13 protein-coding genes and 2 rRNA genes (1 of these 15 cut by a window edge) are annotated in these 22,236 nt (G+C 40.3%); 3 read left to right on the forward strand and 12 right to left on the reverse strand.

Translation table 11 applies throughout. The annotated features are described in order from the left end of the window. The 5 genes from IGJ11_RS11520 to IGJ11_RS11540 form a co-directional block, all read right to left on the reverse strand. A 23S ribosomal RNA gene (locus IGJ11_RS11520) occupies positions 1 to 556 on the reverse strand (it extends 2,358 nt beyond the left edge of the window). A 232-nt stretch (positions 557 to 788) separates the two neighbouring features. After that, a 16S ribosomal RNA gene (locus IGJ11_RS11525) occupies positions 789 to 2,348 on the reverse strand. Together the 16S and 23S rRNA genes form the textbook arrangement of a ribosomal RNA operon. A 636-nt stretch (positions 2,349 to 2,984) precedes the next feature. Further along, entirely contained in the window at positions 2,985 to 3,197 is a 213-nt protein-coding gene (locus IGJ11_RS11530) for a hypothetical protein (protein WP_010720912.1), read from the reverse strand. 246 nt (positions 3,198 to 3,443) lie between these two features. Then, positions 3,444 to 3,785 (reverse strand): YlbF family regulator, encoded by a 342-nt coding sequence (locus tag IGJ11_RS11535; protein ID WP_010720913.1) that lies wholly within the window; start codon positions 3,783 to 3,785, stop codon positions 3,444 to 3,446. Between the two features lie 65 nt (positions 3,786 to 3,850). After that, complete coding sequence (locus tag IGJ11_RS11540) at positions 3,851 to 6,022, reverse strand: PBP1A family penicillin-binding protein (protein ID WP_034867921.1); 2,172 nt, start codon at positions 6,020 to 6,022, stop codon at positions 3,851 to 3,853. A 207-nt stretch (positions 6,023 to 6,229) separates the two neighbouring features. Here IGJ11_RS11540 and IGJ11_RS11545 point away from each other — a divergent pair, with 207 nt between their 5' ends. Beyond that, positions 6,230 to 7,084: an RluA family pseudouridine synthase gene (locus IGJ11_RS11545; RefSeq protein WP_207432706.1), complete on the forward strand. Its 855-nt coding sequence runs from the start codon at positions 6,230 to 6,232 to the stop codon at positions 7,082 to 7,084. Between the two features lie 103 nt (positions 7,085 to 7,187). Here IGJ11_RS11545 and IGJ11_RS11550 read toward each other — a convergent pair whose 3' ends face one another. From IGJ11_RS11550 to IGJ11_RS11560, 3 genes are read right to left on the reverse strand one after another with little or no spacing between them, the layout of a single operon-like run. Beyond that, the gene (locus IGJ11_RS11550) at positions 7,188 to 8,048 is read right to left on the reverse strand and encodes an ROK family protein (protein ID WP_207432703.1); all 861 of its coding nucleotides are present in this window, start codon (positions 8,046 to 8,048) and stop codon (positions 7,188 to 7,190) included. A 3-nt stretch (positions 8,049 to 8,051) separates the two neighbouring features. Further along, complete coding sequence (locus IGJ11_RS11555) at positions 8,052 to 10,733, reverse strand: alpha-mannosidase (RefSeq protein WP_207432700.1); 2,682 nt, start codon at positions 10,731 to 10,733, stop codon at positions 8,052 to 8,054. A gap of 10 nt (positions 10,734 to 10,743) precedes the next feature. Further along, on the reverse strand, positions 10,744 to 12,045 hold the full coding sequence (locus IGJ11_RS11560; RefSeq protein ID WP_207432698.1) for a glycoside hydrolase family 125 protein: 1,302 nt from the start codon (positions 12,043 to 12,045) through the stop codon (positions 10,744 to 10,746). 154 nt (positions 12,046 to 12,199) lie between these two features. On the opposite strand from IGJ11_RS11560, the gene IGJ11_RS11565 reads away from it, so the two are divergent. Then, entirely contained in the window at positions 12,200 to 13,246 is a 1,047-nt protein-coding gene (locus IGJ11_RS11565) for a GntR family transcriptional regulator (RefSeq protein ID WP_207432696.1), read from the forward strand. After that, positions 13,194 to 15,407, forward strand: a complete 2,214-nt coding sequence (locus IGJ11_RS11570; protein WP_207432734.1) for a GH92 family glycosyl hydrolase — start codon at positions 13,194 to 13,196, stop codon at positions 15,405 to 15,407. The genes IGJ11_RS11565 and IGJ11_RS11570 overlap by 53 nt, the downstream gene beginning before the upstream one ends. Before the next feature lie 181 nt (positions 15,408 to 15,588). Here the strand turns inward: IGJ11_RS11570 and IGJ11_RS11575 are convergent, their stop codons facing one another. From IGJ11_RS11575 to fdrA, 4 genes are all read right to left on the reverse strand, one after another. Beyond that, positions 15,589 to 16,800: a dicarboxylate/amino acid:cation symporter gene (locus IGJ11_RS11575; protein ID WP_207432694.1), complete on the reverse strand. Its 1,212-nt coding sequence runs from the start codon at positions 16,798 to 16,800 to the stop codon at positions 15,589 to 15,591. Between the two features lie 248 nt (positions 16,801 to 17,048). Beyond that, complete coding sequence (locus tag IGJ11_RS11580) at positions 17,049 to 18,293, reverse strand: MFS transporter (RefSeq protein ID WP_063627563.1); 1,245 nt, start codon at positions 18,291 to 18,293, stop codon at positions 17,049 to 17,051. A 10-nt stretch (positions 18,294 to 18,303) separates the two neighbouring features. Further along, positions 18,304 to 19,137, reverse strand: a complete 834-nt coding sequence (locus tag IGJ11_RS11585) for a DUF2877 domain-containing protein (protein WP_242697187.1) — start codon at positions 19,135 to 19,137, stop codon at positions 18,304 to 18,306. Further along, positions 19,130 to 22,141, reverse strand: a complete 3,012-nt coding sequence (gene fdrA / locus IGJ11_RS11590) for a DUF1116 domain-containing protein (protein WP_207432692.1) — start codon at positions 22,139 to 22,141, stop codon at positions 19,130 to 19,132. The genes IGJ11_RS11585 and fdrA overlap by 8 nt, the downstream gene beginning before the upstream one ends. Between the last annotated feature and the right edge of the window lie 95 nt (positions 22,142 to 22,236).

A 22,236-nucleotide genomic window follows, 5' to 3' on the forward strand; every position in this document is an offset into this window, starting at 1 on the left:
CGGTTTCAGGTTCTATTTCACTCCCCTTCCGGGGTGCTTTTCACCTTTCCCTCACGGTACTGGTTCACTATCGGTCACTAGGGAGTATTTAGCCTTGGGAGATGGTCCTCCCGGATTCCGACGGAATTCCTCGTGTTCCGCCGTACTCAGGATCCTCCTAGGTGCCTTCCAAATTTCATCTACGGGGTTTTTACCCTCTTTGACTGACTTTTCCAAGTCATTCGACTATCTGAAAGAACTACCATATCGGAGTCCTACAACCCCAATGAGCAAGCTCATTGGTTTGGGCTTTTCCCGTTTCGCTCGCCGCTACTCAGGGAATCGAATTTTCTTTCTCTTCCTGCAGGTACTTAGATGTTTCAGTTCTCTGCGTCTACCTCGAATGCGCTATGTATTCACGCAAACGTAACATCCTATAAAAGATGCTGGGTTCCCCCATTCGGAAATCTCTGGATCATAGCTTACGTACAGCTCCCCAAAGCATATCGGTGTTAGTCCCGTCCTTCATCGGCTCCTAGTGCCAAGGCATCCACCGTGCGCCCTTATTCACTTAACCTTATCAACCTTGCGGTTGGGTTTTGATCTTTCTTCTAGCGATAGAAGTCCGATCAAGAAAATAAGCAATTGAACTTATTAAAAAACTCATTCAACGCGGTGTTCTCGGTTTGTATTACTAATTTACTTCAAATATCCAGTTTTCAATGAACAAAAATATCTCTTTGAGAGTAAACCTCTCAAAACTGAACAAAGTGAAAAACAAACAGTGTAGTCTCCGTAATATTCCTTAGAAAGGAGGTGATCCAGCCGCACCTTCCGATACGGCTACCTTGTTACGACTTCACCCCAATCATCTATCCCACCTTAGGCGGCTGGCTCCAAAAGGTTACCTCACCGACTTCGGGTGTTACAAACTCTCGTGGTGTGACGGGCGGTGTGTACAAGGCCCGGGAACGTATTCACCGCGGCGTGCTGATCCGCGATTACTAGCGATTCCGGCTTCATGTAGGCGAGTTGCAGCCTACAATCCGAACTGAGAGAAGCTTTAAGAGATTAGCTTAGCCTCGCGACTTTGCGACTCGTTGTACTTCCCATTGTAGCACGTGTGTAGCCCAGGTCATAAGGGGCATGATGATTTGACGTCATCCCCACCTTCCTCCGGTTTGTCACCGGCAGTCTTGCTAGAGTGCCCAACTAAATGATGGCAACTAACAATAAGGGTTGCGCTCGTTGCGGGACTTAACCCAACATCTCACGACACGAGCTGACGACAACCATGCACCACCTGTCACTTTGCCCCCGAAGGGGAAGCTCTATCTCTAGAGTGGTCAAAGGATGTCAAGACCTGGTAAGGTTCTTCGCGTTGCTTCGAATTAAACCACATGCTCCACCGCTTGTGCGGGCCCCCGTCAATTCCTTTGAGTTTCAACCTTGCGGTCGTACTCCCCAGGCGGAGTGCTTAATGCGTTAGCTGCAGCACTGAAGGGCGGAAACCCTCCAACACTTAGCACTCATCGTTTACGGCGTGGACTACCAGGGTATCTAATCCTGTTTGCTCCCCACGCTTTCGAGCCTCAGCGTCAGTTACAGACCAGAGAGCCGCCTTCGCCACTGGTGTTCCTCCATATATCTACGCATTTCACCGCTACACATGGAATTCCACTCTCCTCTTCTGCACTCAAGTCTCCCAGTTTCCAATGACCCTCCCCGGTTGAGCCGGGGGCTTTCACATCAGACTTAAGAAACCGCCTGCGCTCGCTTTACGCCCAATAAATCCGGACAACGCTTGCCACCTACGTATTACCGCGGCTGCTGGCACGTAGTTAGCCGTGGCTTTCTGGTTAGATACCGTCAAGGGATGAACAGTTACTCTCATCCTTGTTCTTCTCTAACAACAGAGTTTTACGATCCGAAAACCTTCTTCACTCACGCGGCGTTGCTCGGTCAGACTTTCGTCCATTGCCGAAGATTCCCTACTGCTGCCTCCCGTAGGAGTTTGGGCCGTGTCTCAGTCCCAATGTGGCCGATCACCCTCTCAGGTCGGCTATGCATCGTCGCCTTGGTGAGCCGTTACCTCACCAACTAGCTAATGCACCGCGGGTCCATCCATCAGCGACACCCGAAAGCGCCTTTCAAATCAAAACCATGCGGTTTCGATTGTTATACGGTATTAGCACCTGTTTCCAAGTGTTATCCCCTTCTGATGGGCAGGTTACCCACGTGTTACTCACCCGTTCGCCACTCCTCTTTTTCCGGTGGAGCAAGCTCCGGTGGAAAAAGAAGCGTTCGACTTGCATGTATTAGGCACGCCGCCAGCGTTCGTCCTGAGCCAGGATCAAACTCTCATAAAAAGTTCGAACAATCTTACGATTGTTAAGCTCAATTGTTTGCTAGCATATTGCTTGCTTGTTAAAAATGTTTGTTGTCTTGAATCAATCAAGACGCCCTACACATTTGGTTTGTCTTTGCTTTGTTCAGTTTTCAAAGGTCTACTTGATTAAAAGCTAATCAGTTGAGATTGCCGTAGCAACTTTTATATCATATCAGAGCGACGTTTGTTTGTCAACTCTTTTTTAAAAGTTTTTTGACTTCGTTTTTCAGAAGTGTTTCAGCAACTCATTTATCATAACTCGTCATTTGTTATTTGTCAACAACTTTTTTAAAGTTTTTTTCGATGAAATCAAGCTTCGTAAGCTATTGATTTTTTACGACTTAGTTATCTTATCACCTTAAAAAGTAAATGTCAATGAATTTTTCTAAATAAATTTCACGATCTTTTTCTCTTTTTCAGCGACGTCAATTACTTTACCATTAAAAAAAAGAATGGTCAAGCTAAAAATTAATTTTAGCAGTACCTTACTTTATTTCTCTCTATTGGTCTAACCTACTTTAGTTGCCTATCTTCTTATTTAGACTCATCGGTACTTCAGACGATTACTGCAATGACTAACTATTTTCATGCTCAAACATCAAATATCTCTCATATCTTACTTTCGATACCGCACACCTTTATAAATAGCTAATGGCAAGATCACAAAAAGAAACAAGAGAAGAATATCGATCAGATATTGGTCGCTAAAAACATTTGTTAATGGCTGATTTGTAGTTAAAGAATAAAATGCGGGTAGCAAAATAATCGTGAAAAGATACGAGCCACTGATTTCCCAAAAATCTTTCCAAGAAAATTTTTTGTGTTTCATCGCTCCACCTCCTTGCTTTATATGAGAGAAATTCACTACTTGAATAGACATTTCTACGCTTCTATAATAGACAAAATCAGCTATTATAGCTAGGTTAACAATAATTATTTATTAAACAATGAAAAATAAGCTAATTTTCTATGAGTTATCCCCGTCTGATTTCTTCATACTAAAAAAGCAACGCAAAACAATTTTGTTTTACGTTGCTTTTGCTTGTTCTGGCTAAATTATTTTCTACAACGTTAATTATTCGCTGTATAAATCTCTAACTGGTGTCATGATGATGCGATTCAAGTCATTGATGATCGTGCTGAATTGTTGTTCTTTTTGCATCAAATCATTGATCACTTCTTCTGATTGAATTTTCATTGCCATTTCTTGCGCTTTCATTGCATCTTCATCGCTAAATTCTTGCCCGCTCATTTGTTTTTCTTGCAATTCGATTTGCATCGCTTGGAAATCTTTGAATAGACGATGTGCTTCTTCATTTGCTTTAACTTTTGCATAGGCTTCTTCTAAAGCTTTGAATTCTTGCAATTCGCGAATCTCGCGTTCGATTTGATTTGCGCTATCATAAATATTTGACATAGTTAGCCTCTTTTCTATAGATCGTTTAGTTTTATTGTACCATTTGTTTATCGTTTTTCATAGGATTACTGTCCTTGATATTTCCGCCAGAGATCTTTCGCAGCTTCACCTAAACCTCTTACGCCTTCTTTTACCATATCACCGATATTTTTCAGCCCATCTTTAGCTTGTTCCCCGTATTTATTCAGATTTTCTTTCCATTGTTCTGAGTTCTCATTGGTTTGCGTATTATTATTGACTTGATCAGCAGGGACTACTTTTCCGCCAGTCGCATATGCATCTGCTACAGGGAAAGGCTCTTGCTCAGTATAAGGAAGAATGCCTTCTGCGGCCGATTTGAAGACTTTACCAACCACATTCCCACTTGTTCCTGCTAAATAATGCAATTCACTAGATTCTTCATATCCCATCCAAGTTGAAATCACGACATTAGGCGTATAGCCAACAATCCATTGGTCGTTAGCTTTGGTAGGATCAAAATTGGTTTCAGTCGTTCCTGTTTTCCCTGCGACTGTGTAACCAGCCGGTTTAGCTGCAACGGCTGTCCCATTAGAAAAAGTCCCAAGCAGCATTGAAGTCATTTGATTAGCCGTTTCTTCTGAAATGACTTGTTTAGGTTTTTCATTGGTCTTGTCAACAATTACTGCACCCGTTGAATCCACGATTTTAGTAATCAGATGTGGTTTGTACATTTTACCAGCGTTAGCAAATGCACTGTAAGCTCCAGCCATCGTTAACGGCGAAACTCCCTTAGCTAAACCACCTAATGCTAAACCATAATACTTATCTGATTTCGATAGAGGTAATCCAAATTCTTCTGCTTTATCATAACCTTTTTGAAGACCGATTTCATGAAGCAACCATACAGCAGGAAGATTCAAACTTTCAGCAACCGCCTGATACATCGGTACTTCACCACGGTACGTCCCGTCGTAATTATGAGCTTTATAATAAGATAATGGTTCATCTTTCAAAATACTTGCTGGGGTGTATCCCGCTTCTAACGCTGGCGCATACACACTTAACGGTTTGATCGTTGAGCCAGGAGAACGTTTCATTTGTGTTGCAAAACTGAATCCTCGGAAAACATGTTCGCCACGTCGCCCTACCAGCGCCTCAACTCCACCAGTTTTAGGATCTAATGCGACTGATGCGGATTGAACCATCGCCCCATCCGCAGCGTTTGCCGGAAATAGTGCATTGTTTTGATACGTTGTTTCTAATTGTTTTTGATAATTTTGATCAAGTGATGTATAGATTTTGTATCCTTTGTTCATCACATCTTCTTCATCTAAACCATAATCATTGACTGCTTCATCAATCACGGCATCAAAGTAATAAGGATAGCGATAGCCTGATTCCGAATTATCATACGTATCTTTCACGTATTGTTTGATATCCACTTTGCTTTCCGTTTGGTATTGTTGTTTCGTGATCTTGCCGTTTTCTTCCATGACACTCAATACGGTGTTTTTTCGATTGTTGGCATTTTCTGGGTGATCGATCGGATTATAGATACCCGGACCTTTAAGCATCCCAGCTAACGTTGCCGCTTCTGCTAAATTAACCTGATTAGCATCTACCCCAAAGTATTTCCTTGAAGCATCTTGTACGCCCCATACCCCATTTCCAAAATAAGCATTGTTGAGATACATGGTCAAAATCTCTTCTTTGCTGTATTTCTTTTCAATTTCAATGGCTAAAAATAATTCTTTTGCTTTACGGTCAAAAGTTTGATCAAGTGTCAAATAAGCATTTTTAGCTAATTGTTGGGTAATTGTACTCCCACCTCCACCAGAAGTGCCACCTGAAAGGACCATCCGAACTGCTGCCCGAGCGATCCCTTTGATATCAAATCCATGATGCTGATAAAAATTGCGATCTTCGGTTGAGATAACCGCATTTTGGATATCTGGAGAGATTGCATTCAATTCCACATAAGTCCCTTTTTGAGCATAAAGGGTGCCTGCTTCTTCATTCTTTTTATCATAGATAACGGTAGACTGACTTAGCCCCGATTTTAATGTGGAGACATTTGCCTGTTTTGCTAAAATAAAAAGATAGATACTGACGATCAATACACAGATCAAGCCAATCAATAGGATCAGTTTATTGATATGATACTTTTTCCATATACGTTTTCGCCATCGATGGAATCGCCCTAAATAAGGTTTAATCCAATGCCAAAAACTGATCAAAGCAGCTTTTATTTTACTTAAAATGCTTTGAAAATCCATTTATTCTTCTCCTGTCTATTTGATTGAATCGCCTTATTCTACCACAGGTACGTTCTTCATTCTTCCTGCTTGAGATGTAGGCAAACTGTTTTTTTAAGTTTTGACGATAGTTTAGCATAAGAAGCATCAGAAATTAGTCACTTTTTTCTTAAATAAGTTTTAAAAATGGTACAATAGAGCTGCATTTTTACTAAAAGGAGTATTTTTATGGAAATCACGATCACGTTACCTGACACTCAGCCAACAACCACCATTCGAGAATTATTAGAACAAGAATGGCTCGTTCCAAGAAAAGTCCGCCACTTTTTACGTATAAGAAAAAATGTGTGGATCAATCAAGAACCTGCCTTATTTCATTTTGAAGTCCACGCTGGTGACCATATTACGTTACGTTTTGAAGAAACTGATTATCAATACCAAGAAGTCCAATTGGGTAAAGCTTCCTTCGTCCAACCATTATATGAAGACGATCATTTACTCATTGTCAATAAACCCGCCGGCATGAAAACTCATCCGAATGAACCAACCGAAAATGATACTTTATTGAATCACTTAGCTGCGTATTTAAAGAAAAAAGAGCAACGTCCTTATGTCGTGCATCGATTGGACAAAGAAACAAGTGGTGCAATTTTATTTGCTAAAAATCCCTTTGTTTTACCTATCCTAGGCAGAATGTTGGAACAAAAGAAGATTTATCGACGATACCAAGCACTTGTCTGGGGAACAATCAAAAAGGATTTGATTTTGAAAGACAAAATCGGTCGTGATCGGCACGATCGCAGAAAACGGGTGGTAGATCCTCATAAAGGTCAAACGGCTCTCACACATGTTTCCGTTGATCAAGTAGTGAATGGTCAGACTCAGGTTTACTGTGTTTTGGAAACCGGACGTACCCATCAAATCAGGGTCCATCTCTCTCACATTGGTCATCCCATTGTCGGCGATCCACTTTACCAAACACGGCCTGCGAACCGTCTCATGCTCCATGCGTTAGAATTACACATGTCTCATCCTTTCACGCAAGAAACCATTGTAGCAAAAGCCCTCCCTGGTTTATGGTAAAGACACTATTGTAAGGAGCAATCCACTACTGATCACAATCAAAAAAACGGCTAGGGACACACCTCTAGCCGTTTTTTATTACTATATATAGAATATATACACCTTATTGTTTACCATGTTCTTTTTCTGCTAAAAGCAAGCTGCCAATAATTCCACTCTCATTCGGCAGACCCCAGCGTACAATGTACTCATCTACTTGTGGCGTTTCCATGTACCCACCCATTAACTCAACGAATTGTTGTCGAATTTTATGCAACAAGTGATCTTGATTCATCACTCCGCCACCTAAAATGATTTTTTCAGGAGCTAACGTCAACGTATAATTGATCAATGCTTGAGCAATATAATAGGCTTGGATGTCCCATATTGGATGATCTTGAGGAAGTTCTTGGCCTTTGATTCCAGTTCGTGCCTCAATTGAAGGTCCAGCCGCTAATCCCTCCAAACAATCTTTGTGGTAAGGACATGTTCCTTCATAGGTATCCTCTGGATGACGTTTTACCCAGATATGCCCCATTTCTGGGTGGGCAAGTCCAGAAAAGATATCTCCTTCAAGGACCACACCGGCACCGATCCCTGTACCGACAGTCAAATAAATACAACTCTTTTTCCCTTGTGCGGCTCCTTTTAGCAATTCGCCGTAAGCTGCTGCATTCACATCTGTCGTCCAAGCCATCGGAATTCCGTAACGTTCTTGGATGCTGCCTAAAAAATTGTAGTTGCCCCATCCAGGTTTAGGTGTTGCCAAAACATACCCATAATTATCGGTATTTTTATCAATACCGATCGGACCAAACGAACCGATCCCTAACGCCTCTAGTTCATATTGATCAAAAAAATCAAATACTTGCTTTAGTGTTTCTTCAGGTGTAGTTGTAGGAATACTTACTCTTTCTACGATAACGCCTTCATTTGAAACGGCACAGATGAATTTTGTTCCCCCTGCTTCTATTCCACCATACATTGCTTATTCCTCCTCGAATCCGATTGTCCGAATTTCATAAGGTCTAACGGTCGGAGCAATCGTTTGCTCAACTGTTTCTTCTAGCAGATTCAATAATTCCCCTTGTTTCCCATTTTTAGTGATTTGTAATGGTGAATCAAGACCGGACAGATTAAACCCACGCACCACTACTTTATCACTAAATTTACTTCGTTTCAAAGCAGTAATTGCAAACGTTTCCCCTTCGCAAGTTAAATAGCTGTTTTCAGCTGGCAATGTTCCTGATTGAATCGCCATTTGCGTGGTAGAAAAAGGAATCTGTGCGCTATAAGCATGATGGTAACTAGCAAATTTTTCTTCTGGCTGATGCACTTCGATACTGTAGTTAAAGCAATGTACCCCATGACATTGGGCTTCTGGTGTTGGAAAATATCCCCAATCTCCTAATTCCCCTACACAACGTAGTAAAGTCACCGCAATCACACTGTCATCGATTACTTCATATTCATTTAATCCATAATTGCCAACTGTTACGCCATAATCGTTTCCTTCTAAATGAACGAACGCCTGTTGATGCTGTGGATTTGTTGGATTTTCCCAACTACTTGATACATCATTGGGACGGGTAACCACTTCAAAAATACTATCAGCTTGATGTTGTTTCACATGTAACTTTGTTGGGAACAACACACGTAAGCGATGATCATCCATTTGATTATTCACTTTTGTTTCAAAGTCGATTTTTTTGCTGTCTTTTCTTAAAGTGATAACAGTTGTTACTTCTAACACACGCTTTTCTTTTGAACGACCTGCTTTACGGTGACGAAACTCAATGACCATCTGTTGTTCTTTTGCTAAACGTTCATCAGCAGCTACTGGGATCAATAATTCCTGGGTAACTTTTACTTGTGCTAATTCACTCGTATCAGTAATGACTTCTACAGTACTTTGATCATTTTCCTTTGATAAAATAGGTTGGTCATTTTCAGGCTGTTTGAAGATATATTCATTTCCAATATCCCCAACATCTTCGAATGTCAATAATTCATCTAGTTGTTTGCCCGTCGTTTTGTCTTTCAACGTCAAGGTGCCATTCGATTTGACCTCTAGCCGAACTTGTTGATTTTCTAATACTCGTCCATCGTTTTGGATCATCGTCTCTTTTTCTTCTTTAGCTTTTCCTTCTATTAATACATACGTGTTCCAAGAAAAAGCTGGCATTTCGCTCACTGGTAAAGTGACCGTGATTTTTCTCGCCATGTAAGGAATCCTAAACCGATCTTTTGGCAGATCATAATCAAACGTCACAAATGTTTCTGATAGTAGTGCAGGGACTTCTTCCCCATTGGATGTTTCTACATGGTAGCTTTTTGGTGGTTGCTTTTCTAATTCTTCATATAATTTCTCAGGTATTCCTTCTGCAAAACATTTTCTTTCTAACTCAATCGTTATTTCTGCTTCACCAGTCTTTGCTGATCCAGCGGTGTTCATAACTAAGAAAGGATAGCTTTTTGCTGGTAAGTTGCTAGTGTCGATCGCTTGGGCTAGTTGTTTGATCGCTTCTTCTGCTAAATACTTCCCTACTTCATCTGCTTTTTCAAACCGTGTCATCATTTCTCGATGGACAGAATCAACCGAACACCCGCAAATACTGTCATGTGGATGATTTTGCATCAACGTTTTCCACGCATAATCTAATTGATCATGGGGGTATTTACCAGTAACTTCATAAGCCATCGTTGCTAATGGCTCAGCAATATTTTCAATTTGTCTTTGAACTTTAGTATTCCATTGTTTTAAATAGACACGTGCTGAAGCAGTATTCGCTAACGTATACCAGCCATCTGTTTCCTGACTGGTCAACTCTCCCTCAACGGAACCAAGTTCTTCTGGCAAGTCCTTTTGCACCGCTGCAAGATAATCGACAAAATTGGAATGGATAAATTCATACTCTGGATATAATTCATTCGCTAATTTGATTGCTGCTGTTACATCCTTTTGAACCGGTTGATGATCCACTCCATTCATCATCAACAGATGATTGGTTGATGCGTATTGCTCTGCATCTGCCAGCTTTTGGTCCCAAAAGGCTCTTGCTTTCTCTTTTTCAGCCGGGATCTCATTTCCATTACTGTACCAATTGGCAAACAGTAACCCAAAGATTTCTGTGCTATCTGGTCCTTTCCACCACATTTCAGAATATTGAGAAGAATAATTTTCTGCTTCCAAGACTTGATTATCAAAGCCAATTGGTTTTACGCCTCGTCCAAAAGCAGCAGCTGAAAGTCCTGCTTGTTTCATCATTTGTGGTGTTTGCCCCATATTTCCAAAAGTATCCGGGAAATAACCGAGCATCACAGGCGTTCCCCACTTCTTACTTTCTTCCATTCCAATCAACATATTACGGACATTCGCTTCTGAACTGATCAAGAAATCATCTTGTAAAATATAAAAAGGACCGATCCTTAATTTACCCGCATCAATTGCTCGTTGCACCGCTTCTTTCTTTTCTGGACGTACTTGTAAATAATCATCTAAAATAATCGTTTGTCCATCTAAATGGAAACTATTGAAATCTGGATCGGTTTCAAATAATTCCAAAAGATCATCCATCAATTCGACTAAACGCATATGATGCTGTTCATAAGCCATGTACCATTCACGATCCCAATGACTGTGTGAAATGATATATACTTTCTTTTTCATTTTATTCCTCCTATTTCGCTACTCGAATATCAAAGTAATCCATCACTAATTCACAAAACATCATGTTCGCCCAAGAGAACCATTCTCTGGTGTAGTTGTTTGGATTATCGACATCAAACCCCTCGTGCATCAAATGTGTACCAGCATCTGTCGCAACTAATAAGTCTAAAATCCGCTTTTTCTCTTCTTTATCTTCAGTGGTCATCCCTTCCATCGCTAATGCAATCGGCCAGATGTAATTTTCTGGAGTGTGAGATGATCCGATCCCTTTTGCATATTTCCCTTCATAGAAGTAAGGGTTCTCTTTACTTAGTAACGTTTTTCTCGTTGCCAAATATTGTTCATCTGTGGTAGAACAGTAACCTAAATACGGAGCAGCAATCAAATTAGGTACATTACTGTCATCCATAATAGAAGCGTTTCCTAATCCATCAACTTCATAAGCATAGATGGTTTCTCCTTGTTGGTTTTTAGTCAACGCATGGTCTTCGATTCCTTTTTGGATATCTTCTTTTAAACGTTTGGCTTCTTCAAGGATTGCTTTACTACTTGTTTCTTCCGTGAGAATGTTCGTAAAGATTTCTTCAATATAACCCAGCACTACTACAGCAAACATATTTGAAGGAACGAGGTAGCCATATTGACACGCATCATCGCTTGGACGAAAACCAGACCAAGTCATTCCAGTTGGTGCAACTGCACTTCCACGTCCATCGTTGACTAAGGTATCTTCTTTCCTCGTCGTATCTCTTTCGAAAGTATAAGGAGATTGATTGTGATCTTGTTCGGTTTTGAAGACATGTAAGGCTTTTTTGATTCCTTCAACAAACGAATCATTCAATTGGTCCGTTCGACCAGTGTTCTTATATAATAAGTAAGCTAATTGGATAGGATAACATAAGGAATCGATTTCATATTTACGCTCCCAGATCCAATCATTCATTTCAGTATGGTCACTTTGATGCCCTGCTCCATTTGCTTCTTCATTGAATGCGTTTGCGTATGGATCGATGTTGATATATTCAAATTGTTTTTTGACAAGCCCACTAATCATCGAAGCTAAGTCTTCATCTTCTTTTGCAATGACTAAATATGGACGGACTTGAGCGGTGGAGTCACGCAACCACATCGCTGGAATATCACCAGTTAATAAAAAAGTCGTCCCGTCTTCATGTCTTTTGACTGTCGTTAACAATGTATTGGCAAAGGCAGCAGAGAAATTCGTTGCCCAATCTGCATGCTCTTCCCCACATTTTGCAGTAATTTCATCCATAAACTGTTGAACTGACTTTGGTATATCTTTATATGCCATTTATTTTCCTCTTTTCTTTATTGATATATCATAAAAGGATTATACCTCGTCGCTTTACAATTGTCTACGCTTTCAAAATGAGATTTTTCTTATTTACTTTTAGTGGTTTTATGCTATGATCTTTATATGATATATCTTATAAGAAGGTGCTTTTATGAATCAACCACTATACCAACAAATCTTTCATGACTTACAACAAGCAATTGCTGATGGATCGTTACCTGTTGACAGCCAGGTACCTACCGAAAAGGAATTGTCCACCAAGTATCAAGTGAGTCGAATCACTTCTAAACGTGCATTAACTGAATTAGAACAATTAGGTCTGATTTATCGCGTCAGAGGAAAAGGCAGTTTTGTCAAAGCAACGACTAGTGATCTTAATAGAAACGATGCGATTAAAAATAGTCGCATCCTGTTCCTACTTCCCTTTTTATCTGACCTTTCTGTCGGAGATTTTACAAAAGGACTAAATCCAGTGATGCAAGAAAATCAGTTAGAGGTCATGATGACGACTGTTGATTTTCTGGCAAACAAAACGGCGAAGGAAATCATGCAAGAATTTGACGGAATGATTTATTATGCGTTTGCGACCGATCAACATCTGGATCTGCTCTTTGAATTATCATTGAAACAATTCCCAGTTGTTGTTTTAGATAAAAAAATCTATGAACTTCCTTTTCCAACTGTCCTTTCAGATAATTTCCAAGGTGGTTCTTTGGCTACGGCTCATTTGATTTCAAAAGGGCATAAAAAGATTGCCTATCTTTTTGGTGAACAGGCGCATCCACAATCTGTCCGACAACGATACTTGGGTTACCTGGAAGCTTTGGACAAAGCCAATTTGTCGTTTCATACAACTTTAGATGCAAAAGGCACTACGATTGAAACGTTACTGACCTACATCAATGAACATCAGGTCACTGCGTTTGTCTGCGAAAACGATCTGGTAGCTATTCAAACGATGAATCATTTAAAACAACAAGGCTATCGTATCCCAGATGATTTTTCGATCGTTGGATTCGATGATATCCAAGCAGCCGCTTTAGTTGATCCACCATTAACAACGATTGCTCAAGATTTCCACCAACTAGGAGAACTTGCAGGAAATGCTTTGATCACTTGGCTCAAAACAAATAACATTCCCGAAGATACGAGCCAACCAGTCTCATTTATCAAACGACACTCAACAAAGGAGATTTAACATGAACATTCAACACATTGATACTCGTCACGGTACAGCCAATCAAGCGAACTTCTCAAATGGGAACTGCCAGCCTTATACTGGTGTTCCTTTTGGGATGAACTACTTTGCCCCACAGACAACTGATCAAAAAGGTAGCTGGTGGTTCCATCCTGACGATCACACCTTCCAAGGCTACCGTTTGACCCATCAGCCAAGTCCATGGATGGGTGACTTCAGCTATTTTGTCTTCACTCCGATCAATGGGTTATTACCTGAGAATACCCTGTTCCATGCACAAAGTTCGTATCGTCCAGAAGAAAGCACATTCTGTCCAACTCATTTAACGATCAACCAATTACGTGATGGTATTCGCTCCACGTTGATCCCTAGCATGTACGGTGGTGTCCTAACCATTGATTACCACAAAAATGAGAGCGGTTTACTTTTGTCGTTTCCTGGTAAACATCAATTAGTTCTAAAAGATCCCTATACGATTGAAGGACAAGTCACTCATTTTGCAGGCGCCGAAGATCCTGATTTTACCTTCTATTTTGTCTTACATTTTGAACAGCCAATCCAATCAAAGGAATTGTCACAGTTAACAGCCGATGACGCTGGGTCGGTTCCGATTTATTTTGGCGACGTAAAAAAACAAGTCATTCGTTTCGGTACTTCCTTCATCAGTTCTGAACAAGCTTCATTTAATCTAGAACAAGAGTTACATCAAACACCTGATGACTATTTGCTGAATAGTTCACAACAATGGCAAAACTATTTTGACCGAATCAAAGTCGAGCATCATGATCCGCAACAGTTACGGACGTTTTACCACAATCTCTACCGTGTATTTTTATTCCCACAAACGTTCTATGAAATCGACTCGACCGGACAAAAAATCCATTATGATACCACTAGTCAAAGTGTAAAACCGGGTGTACTTTATACCAATAATGGTTTTTGGGATACTTATAAAACAGTGTATCCACTTTACTCTTTGATTGCTGTCGAAAAATATGAAGAGATGCTTGAAGGCTTTTTGAACAGCTATCGTGAAACTGGCTTTTTACCAAAATGGCTTTCGCCAGATGAGCGTGGACTCATGCCAGGAACATTGATTGATGCAGTGATTGCTGATGCCTCGGTTAAGGGAATCCGTAAAGATTTAATGGCTGAATTTCTCGAAGCAATGAAAAAAGGTGCTACGATCCAAAGTGAAAAACAAAATTACGGACGTCAAGGAACGACTGATTATCTAAAATATGGTTATGTACCAAATACTTACCACGAATCAATCAATCACACCCTTGATTACGCTTATAGTGACTTTTGTATCAGCCAAGTAGCCACCGGTTTGAATGAAGCAGCAACCGCACAACACTATCAAAAGCAATCTTTCAATTATCAAAATGTCTTTGATCCGGAAACCGGCTTCATGCGTTCCAAAGATCCCGAAGGAAGATTCCGTACTCCGTTTTCTTCCACACGTTGGGGTCAGGATTATGCAGAAGGTAGCGCTTGGCAAAGTAGTTTTGCTGTTTACCATGATTTTGCTGGTTTGATCAATGCTCACGGTGGACCAGATCAATTTGAAGAAAAACTGATTGAATTATGTAATCAAGCACCGACTTTTGAAGTTGGCGGTTATGGTTTTGAGATCCATGAAATGAGTGAAATGGCAGCGATCGAGTTTGGACAAGTTGCCATCTCCAATCAACCAAGCTTCCACTATCCTTATTTATTTAGTTATATTGGTAAACCCGAAATGGCACAACCATTGATCAAACAATTGCTGACACAAACATTCGATGATACCCCGACTGGTTATCCAGGAGATGAAGACAATGGGAGCATGGCAGGTTGGTATATCTTTAATAGTTTAGGCTTTTATCCTGTCACGCCAGGAACAGGTGAATATGTCATCGGGATGCCTTTAGTCGACAAAGCTGTGCTTACGTTGTCTAATGGTGAACATTTAACAATCGAAACAAGCCCTAATCACCCACAACAACAATTTATCCATGAGATCACAAGAAATGAAACTAGCTATCGCAAACTCTTCTTTACACATGAAGACTTGTTGACTGGTGGCACGATTGCTTATCAGTTGGGGATCGTTCCTACTAGTAAGAAACGTTCAAAATCAGATCTACCTTACTCCTTATCGGAGGCGAATGTATAACTCTAATTTTTTCTGAAAACGAAGAATCAGTAGTCTAGTTTTCATTGGTGGGAATAAGCAGAAAAAGTGAGGTTTCAATCCTTTGTTGGATGTTAGGCAAGTATGTCCTACCTCCTACTGACAATAAAAAAACATCCTTTGAGAATAAGCATCTCTCAAAGGATGTTTTTTGTGATCGTTCTTACCCTTCATTAAAAATCTCATGACTGATTTCATTGACAGATTTAGCAACCAAGATTGCTGAATAGACATCTGAATGAACATTTAAGATCGTACGCAACATACCAACCAGCCATTCAACTCCTCCAAAAATTGCAATGCTTTCAATGGGTAAACCCATTTGTGGAACGATGATTGCTAATGATACAAGTCCAGCACCCGGTACCACAGCATTTGCCAACGAAACAAAGGTAGCGACAATTGCTAAATAAATCATCTTCGTTAAATCAAAATCTACTTGGTACATTTGAGCGATCGTCATTACCGTCACAGTCATGTGTAGTGCTGAACCATTACTATTTAATGACATCCCTAAAGGTAACACCAGATGAGTGATTCGTTTGCTTAATCCAAGTTTGTATTGTGCTTCTTCTAGTTCCACAGGCAAAGTGATCGCTGAAGAAGTGGTTGCTAAAGCCACTAGCGACATGTTTTTCATGTTACGAATGACTCGTAACGGGTTTAAATGGCAAAAAAGAGTAATGATCAACAGCCAAAAACCTAAAAACAAGATCGTGCCTACACTATAAACCAGTAAATACTTCAACAACGGTACAATCACTTGGATCCCTAGTTGACTAATACTTGACGTGACCAGTGCAAAAATCCCGATTGGAGCCAAGCGCATCACATAATTGATTACTGTAATAATTACTTCGTTAAAATCAATCACCAGTTGGAAAAGCTGTGATTCAGGGTGTTTTTGTAAATAATGATTTAACGCTAAGCCAAAAAATAGCGCAAAAACAATGAGCTGGATAATCGTTCCTTGTGCGAGTGACTCAAAAATATTTTTAGGTACAAAATTGATGAGCGTTTCTTGAAGCGAAATCTCTTGGACTTGAATTGTTTCGTGTGATTCTCTTAAGCTGATTCCTTGTCCTGGATCAAAGAAAACAGCAATTACTATCCCCCAAGCAGCTGCTAAAAAGGAAGAAACTGCAAATGCAGCCATGGTCCTTGCTCCAATGCTTGTTAATTCTTTGAGCTGAATACCTCCGAGTGCTTGAATGATCTGTCCTAAAATCAATAAGGGGATTGCCATCTGCATCAGTCTTAAAAAGATTTCCCCAATTGGCTGCAATACAACGTTACTTTCAGGGAAAATAATTCCCACAATGATCCCAATGAATAAAGCTAGACTAATTTGCGTGATCATGGATAATTTTTTCATCGTCTTCTACCTCATTTGTCGAATCACTGGCATTAAAGAACTCTCCTAGTAGCTCATTTCTCATTTACCTACTATCTATATCGTGTAATGAACTACAAATTCTCCTATTTATCTAAGAACAACCGATTCTTGATGTGACTTATCCTAAGAGCTACTTTAGAGCTATTTTAGAACTACTGTCCCATCTGCGTTGAAAACACAAATTAGTATTTTTCAACCACGACAGACTTAGCTCAACTTCTCCCTTTTTATGATTCACTAGGTAACGTTTCTTCTTTTGCTAAAAATGCAAAGAGAAACAAACCAATGGCTAACAATACACAGGATAAGTAAAAGCCAACTTGCATTGATCCTGAAGTATCTGCTAGATACCCCGTTACATAAGGTGCTAGAATCGAGCCAGACATCCCGATGAAGTTGTATGCACTAAGGGACGTTCCTAATGCCGATTTAGGTGCATGCTTCGTTACGAAAGTTACCATAATAGGATCTAAGGCTAATTTGCCAGTCAATCCATACAAGATCAAGACCGAGATCAACAACGTTCGATTGGTGACAAAAGCAATCGCAAAGACTGAAAGAATTGCCAAAGGAACTAAAAGAAAAACTAATTTTTTTGTAGCACCGGTTTTATCATTGATCCGTGCAAAAAGGAGCGCTCCAGGAATCGATGCCCAAGGTACCAAAGAAGAAATAAAACCAACACTTGCTCCAGTAAAACCACGCTCAGCGATTAAAAACTGTGGTAACCAAGTAAGAATCACAAAATTGGCATAAATACTGGTAAAACAGAGAATGAACGCAGCCACTAAATTACGATTGCTAAAAATTTGTTTTAATGAAATTTTCTCTTTAGGACCTGTTTCTTCTTCTGGTTCTTCTCCTGGACGAATCACTTTTTCTTTTAAGACTGTATAGAACAAAAGCCCCACAATCAACGTGGGTAATGCCATAATAAAGAACGGTTTACTCCAAGATTCACCATTTTCTAATACTAATTTACTGGATAACAGATAACCCCCAGAAGTACCAAAAGCCATGCCGCTATTAATAATGGCATTTCCAATCGTTCGTTTACTTTTGGGGATTGCTTCAGTAGATAACGCAAATTGTGGGCCATAGTAAGCCCCTTGTCCAATTCCTGCAATTGCTCGAATAGTTAAAAACAATACGAAAGTAGTCGCTAAACCACTAAAATAAGTAGCTACAGCTAACAAAAGAAAACCAACCGTAATAATCATTTTTCGACCGATTTTGTCCCCGATTATCCCAAAAGGAATCTGTGCGATCGCATAAGTTAAGAAAAAAATACTATTTGCTAAACCTAGTTGAGTATTACTCAGACCAAACTGCTCACCAACCACTCCCATGATCGGATTGAAAATGGTTCGTGTTGCATACATGAGAATCCAACCGATGAAAAAAATAGCGACTACTTTGATCCAGTAGCTATTTCCTACCCTGACTGCTTGCTGTTGTTTGCTATTCTCCATGTCTCTTCCCTCACTTTTCGTTTTCTATTCCTTGTAAAGCTAATAACAGCCCAAAACATAAATCTTTGCCCGATGTGTGACCAATAGCCATCAATTTTGCGATCAATTGATCTAGTTTTCCATAGTCCGTTTGGGAAAGTGCGAAAATTAGTTGATAAAAGAAAGAATTGCTATAACCTTTCATAGAACTAATGATATAGGCCTTACTGACATCAGTTGTAGCTAATTCAGTCAGCTCAAGGGAACGCATCAAAGCGTCTCCTCGAGCATCTGAACAAATTGTCAACATGAGCAGGTAGGCGATTAAAATGTCATCACCACTTGGCGTTAATCCTTGTCCTCTTCCAATTAAATAGTGAATCAACTCCTGCCATTCTTCCCAACGCCAGTAATGATTTTTTTGACTCATTTTCTCAAAAAAATGACGAGTTCGATTATCAAGCGGAAGACCGATTTTATTTGTTAAGTGTTGTTCTTCTAACCTTGTTTTCAAGGTTACCTGTTGCGCTTTCGTCAACGTTAATTGGGTAAGATCCAAGGAAACGATCGTAGAGGGGATCAAATGTATTTTTTTGACGCCTGCTCGACTATAAATCAGCAATTCCTCTTCACTGATCCTTACTTGATTTCCTTGTTGGATAAATGGTAACAACTCCTGAAATAGGGAGTGAGGTAAATTAATACCAAAGCTAGAAAGATAATCATAGTAATCCGCTATATTGATCAACTGTCCGCCAATCTCAATATTAAATGACCGATTAAAGATACTGTGGATTTTCCCGATTTTCCCAAACTGATGCAACGGAATCAAATAATCACTGATTTTACAATTTTCTCTAGTCAATGATAATCCCTAGTTTCTCAGCATAGGCTTCTAACGCTTTTTCAAAACAAGCAAGTGGGGCTCTAACTGTTCCTGCACCAATTTGACCGACTCCTGGATTTTTATGAGCGATTCCAGTATTGATGACAGGAGTGATTCCAGTTTCTACCACTTTTCGGATATCAATTCCTAAACAAGTCCCTTGAAAATCCCAAGTTGGAATAGAAAAAGTAGCATTATGGGTGGCGCAGATCTTAGCCATTTCATTAGAAGTGGCAAGTGCATCCGCAAACCCTCCAGCACCGACAAATCGTGTCACGCCAGGAGCTGCAACCATCGCCATTCCGCCAACCCCGACCGTTTCCGTGATGGCACTGTCACCAATATCAGGATTCCCGTCTGCTTCACTAAAACCTGTAAAGTACAGTCCTTTAGGGGTATTTACCGGTGCTTTATGCCATGTATCTCCTGTTTCCGCGATTCGGATACCAAAGTCAACCCCATTACGTGTCATGGTGGTTACAATTGTCCCTTTACTGCCTTGCCGTGCACCATCAACCATGGCTTTCCCTGTTGCCATCATGATATTCAAGAAAAATTGATCCGTGTCCGCCAAGAACTTGATGACTTCGTATTTTTGTTTTTCTGCAATAGTCGTTTGGATAATCAATGGTGCGAGCTCTTTCAAAAAGTTCAACGAGGCAGCAATATTGCGTTGATGAAATTCATCCCCCATCGTGATAGAACGTGCAATCAACACATTTAGATTCAACCCATTGTCGGTCAGCGCCAGCGCTTCAGCAATCGTTGGTCCTAATACCTCTTTGATCCAATCAAGGCGGTCCACTACTTCTTGCGAATAGGCACCGAAACGAAGTACCTTGCCGATTCCTTCATTCAAAATACAAAATGCTCGATTTCCTTCTAATCGATTTTCTACAACAAAAACCGGCATATTACCAGAAGTGATTCCTCCCATCGGTCCAACAGCTTGTACATGATGACAAGGTATGAAGCGGACTTCATTCGCCTCAAATAATTTTTTGGCTTCTTCTTCGTCTTCTGCCCAACGTTCAAAGAGTGCTGCTCCAAGACAAGCTCCTTTCATCGGACCGGTCATTCCTTCCCAAGTAATGGGCGGTCCAGCGTGGAGTAACGTTTTCTTTGCTGGCTCATTTAACTCTGGAATCACTGATTTTGCTGGTACTACATCAATCAAGAATGGTTGCGCATTTTTGATTTTTTCTGTTACTTGTTGATTTTCTTCTTCTATTTTTTCGTTGTATTCTTCTAAGCTATCCAAAAGTTTGATCATTTTTTGATTACCACTTGCTCTTGGTCGCCAATTAAATTGAACGGTTTGTCCACCATAAGCAAGGATCGATTCAGTAAAACTTGGCAGACCAACGTTTATGATTCTTGGTTTTGTCGTCAGTAATTCCATGACACGTTCACTCGGTTGAGGAACTTCTACCGTTCTCCCAGTATAAGGAAGTAGTTCTTTATCTACTTCAGATAACGTGACACCCTTTAATAGGAGAGCTAAATGAACAGCTTTCGCATTGCTTTCAGTCACAAATACTCCTGCCTCTTGCAACCGATCTACAGCTGATTGACGATCTTGCGGATCATTGGCCGTGCCACAAACTGTCGCCACAAAATAAAGCAATCGCCCTGCTTTTTCAGCCTGCATTTGTGCTTCTTGGATCGCTGGTAGTAGCGCACCAACCATGTCTTCATGCGCTCCGTAGCCCAAAACGACATCAAGTAAGATAACGCCCGTATCTTGTGCCGAAGCATATTCCTGAATCTTTTGAATCCGCACTTCGGGATCGATCATTGGATGAGGTTTTCCTTGAGTATAGCGATCATCGCCTAAGTCAATCACTTCATACCCTTGCGATTTTAAAACATAGCCTTCCGTTTTCACTAAGCCACCAAGATCCAACGCTTCAGAGATCAGCATTCCTGCCTCTGCAGCTAAAGTCCCACCAGAATATAATCCTTTGACCACTTTTTCTTGTGGTAAAACTGGCACATCGGGTTTTTCTATTGATTGAAAGTAGTTTTTCTTGATTGCTTGCTCATTTGCTAAATCAACAGCGATTTGAGCAGTTTCTTCTAAGGTATGGGCTAAATAAACTTTTCCTTCATGGTTTGTTGGCTTTTCCCCTAGGAAAATCGCAACAACCGGTTTTGTGATGCTCTGTAATAATTGTACGACTTCATCGCGCACAGCTTTTGCAGGTGGCTTGGAAATGACACAGATCACATCGGTAGGTTCATGATGTTCCAAAGCAATAATGGCATCTTTAACGGTAGTTGCTCCGACTTTGTCACTGAGATCTCGCCCCCCTGTACCGATGGCATGGACCACGCCGCCACCTAGTCGATCAATGATCGTCGTCACTTCTTGGATGCCGGTGCCAGATGCGCCTACGACTCCAATATTTCCAGGTGCGACCACATTGGTAAAAGCAATGGGAATGCCAGAAAGAATCCCCGTACCACAATCTGGTCCCATCATTAATAACCCTTTTTGATGCGCTAGTTTTTTCAAACGTACTTCATCTTCAATCGCAATATTATCTGTAAAAGAAAAAACGTGTAAATTATTTTTCAACGCACGTTCCATTTCTGCTGCCCCATATTCTCCTGGAATACTGAACAAAGCAACATTTGCCTCTGGTAAAAGATCCAATGCTTCTTGCCAAGAAGTCACTGTTTGGTTATCTTTCGTAGTACTTTTTGCAGACAAATCAGCTAAAAACGTGTCGACTAGCGGGAGTACTTGATCCATTATTTCTGGGTCTTCACTTGAAACCACGATCATCAGATCATTTGGAGAGGCAGTTTTTGCTTCATCTGTTAACAAATCGGTATTATTTAAAATATCTTTATTCGCATCTGTTCCCATCATGATTTGACTCATGACCACTTGTTCAAGTGAGTTGATTTTGTTTGTTAAAAGCATCAGATTGATTGAATCTTGGTAATTATTTTTTAAAATGACTGTGTTTAACATCCTTCTCCTCCTCTTTCTTTTGACACTATTATTGTAGGACATTAAGAAAGTGTTTTCATCGGACGTATTTCTAAAAAAATGCTATAATTTTTATC

It is taken from the genome of Enterococcus sp. DIV0691 (assembly GCF_051711145.1).
Classification (GTDB): Bacteria; Bacillota; Bacilli; order Lactobacillales; family Enterococcaceae; genus Enterococcus_B; species Enterococcus_B hirae.

Coding starts and splice junctions, on each gene's coding strand:
- IGJ11_RS11530 (WP_010720912.1), bottom strand. CDS start 3,197: ATGAAACACAAAAAATTTTCTTGGAAAGATTTTTGGGAAATCAGTGGC.
- IGJ11_RS11535 (WP_010720913.1), bottom strand. CDS start 3,785: ATGTCAAATATTTATGATAGCGCAAATCAAATCGAACGCGAGATTCGC.
- IGJ11_RS11540 (WP_034867921.1), bottom strand. CDS start 6,022: ATGGATTTTCAAAGCATTTTAAGTAAAATAAAAGCTGCTTTGATCAGT.
- IGJ11_RS11545 (WP_207432706.1), top strand. CDS start 6,230: ATGGAAATCACGATCACGTTACCTGACACTCAGCCAACAACCACCATT.
- IGJ11_RS11550 (WP_207432703.1), bottom strand. CDS start 8,048: ATGTATGGTGGAATAGAAGCAGGGGGAACAAAATTCATCTGTGCCGTT.
- IGJ11_RS11555 (WP_207432700.1), bottom strand. CDS start 10,733: ATGAAAAAGAAAGTATATATCATTTCACACAGTCATTGGGATCGTGAA.
- IGJ11_RS11560 (WP_207432698.1), bottom strand. CDS start 12,045: ATGGCATATAAAGATATACCAAAGTCAGTTCAACAGTTTATGGATGAA.
- IGJ11_RS11565 (WP_207432696.1), top strand. CDS start 12,200: ATGAATCAACCACTATACCAACAAATCTTTCATGACTTACAACAAGCA.
- IGJ11_RS11575 (WP_207432694.1), bottom strand. CDS start 16,800: ATGAAAAAATTATCCATGATCACGCAAATTAGTCTAGCTTTATTCATT.
- IGJ11_RS11580 (WP_063627563.1), bottom strand. CDS start 18,293: ATGGAGAATAGCAAACAACAGCAAGCAGTCAGGGTAGGAAATAGCTAC.
- fdrA (WP_207432692.1), bottom strand. CDS start 22,141: ATGTTAAACACAGTCATTTTAAAAAATAATTACCAAGATTCAATCAAT.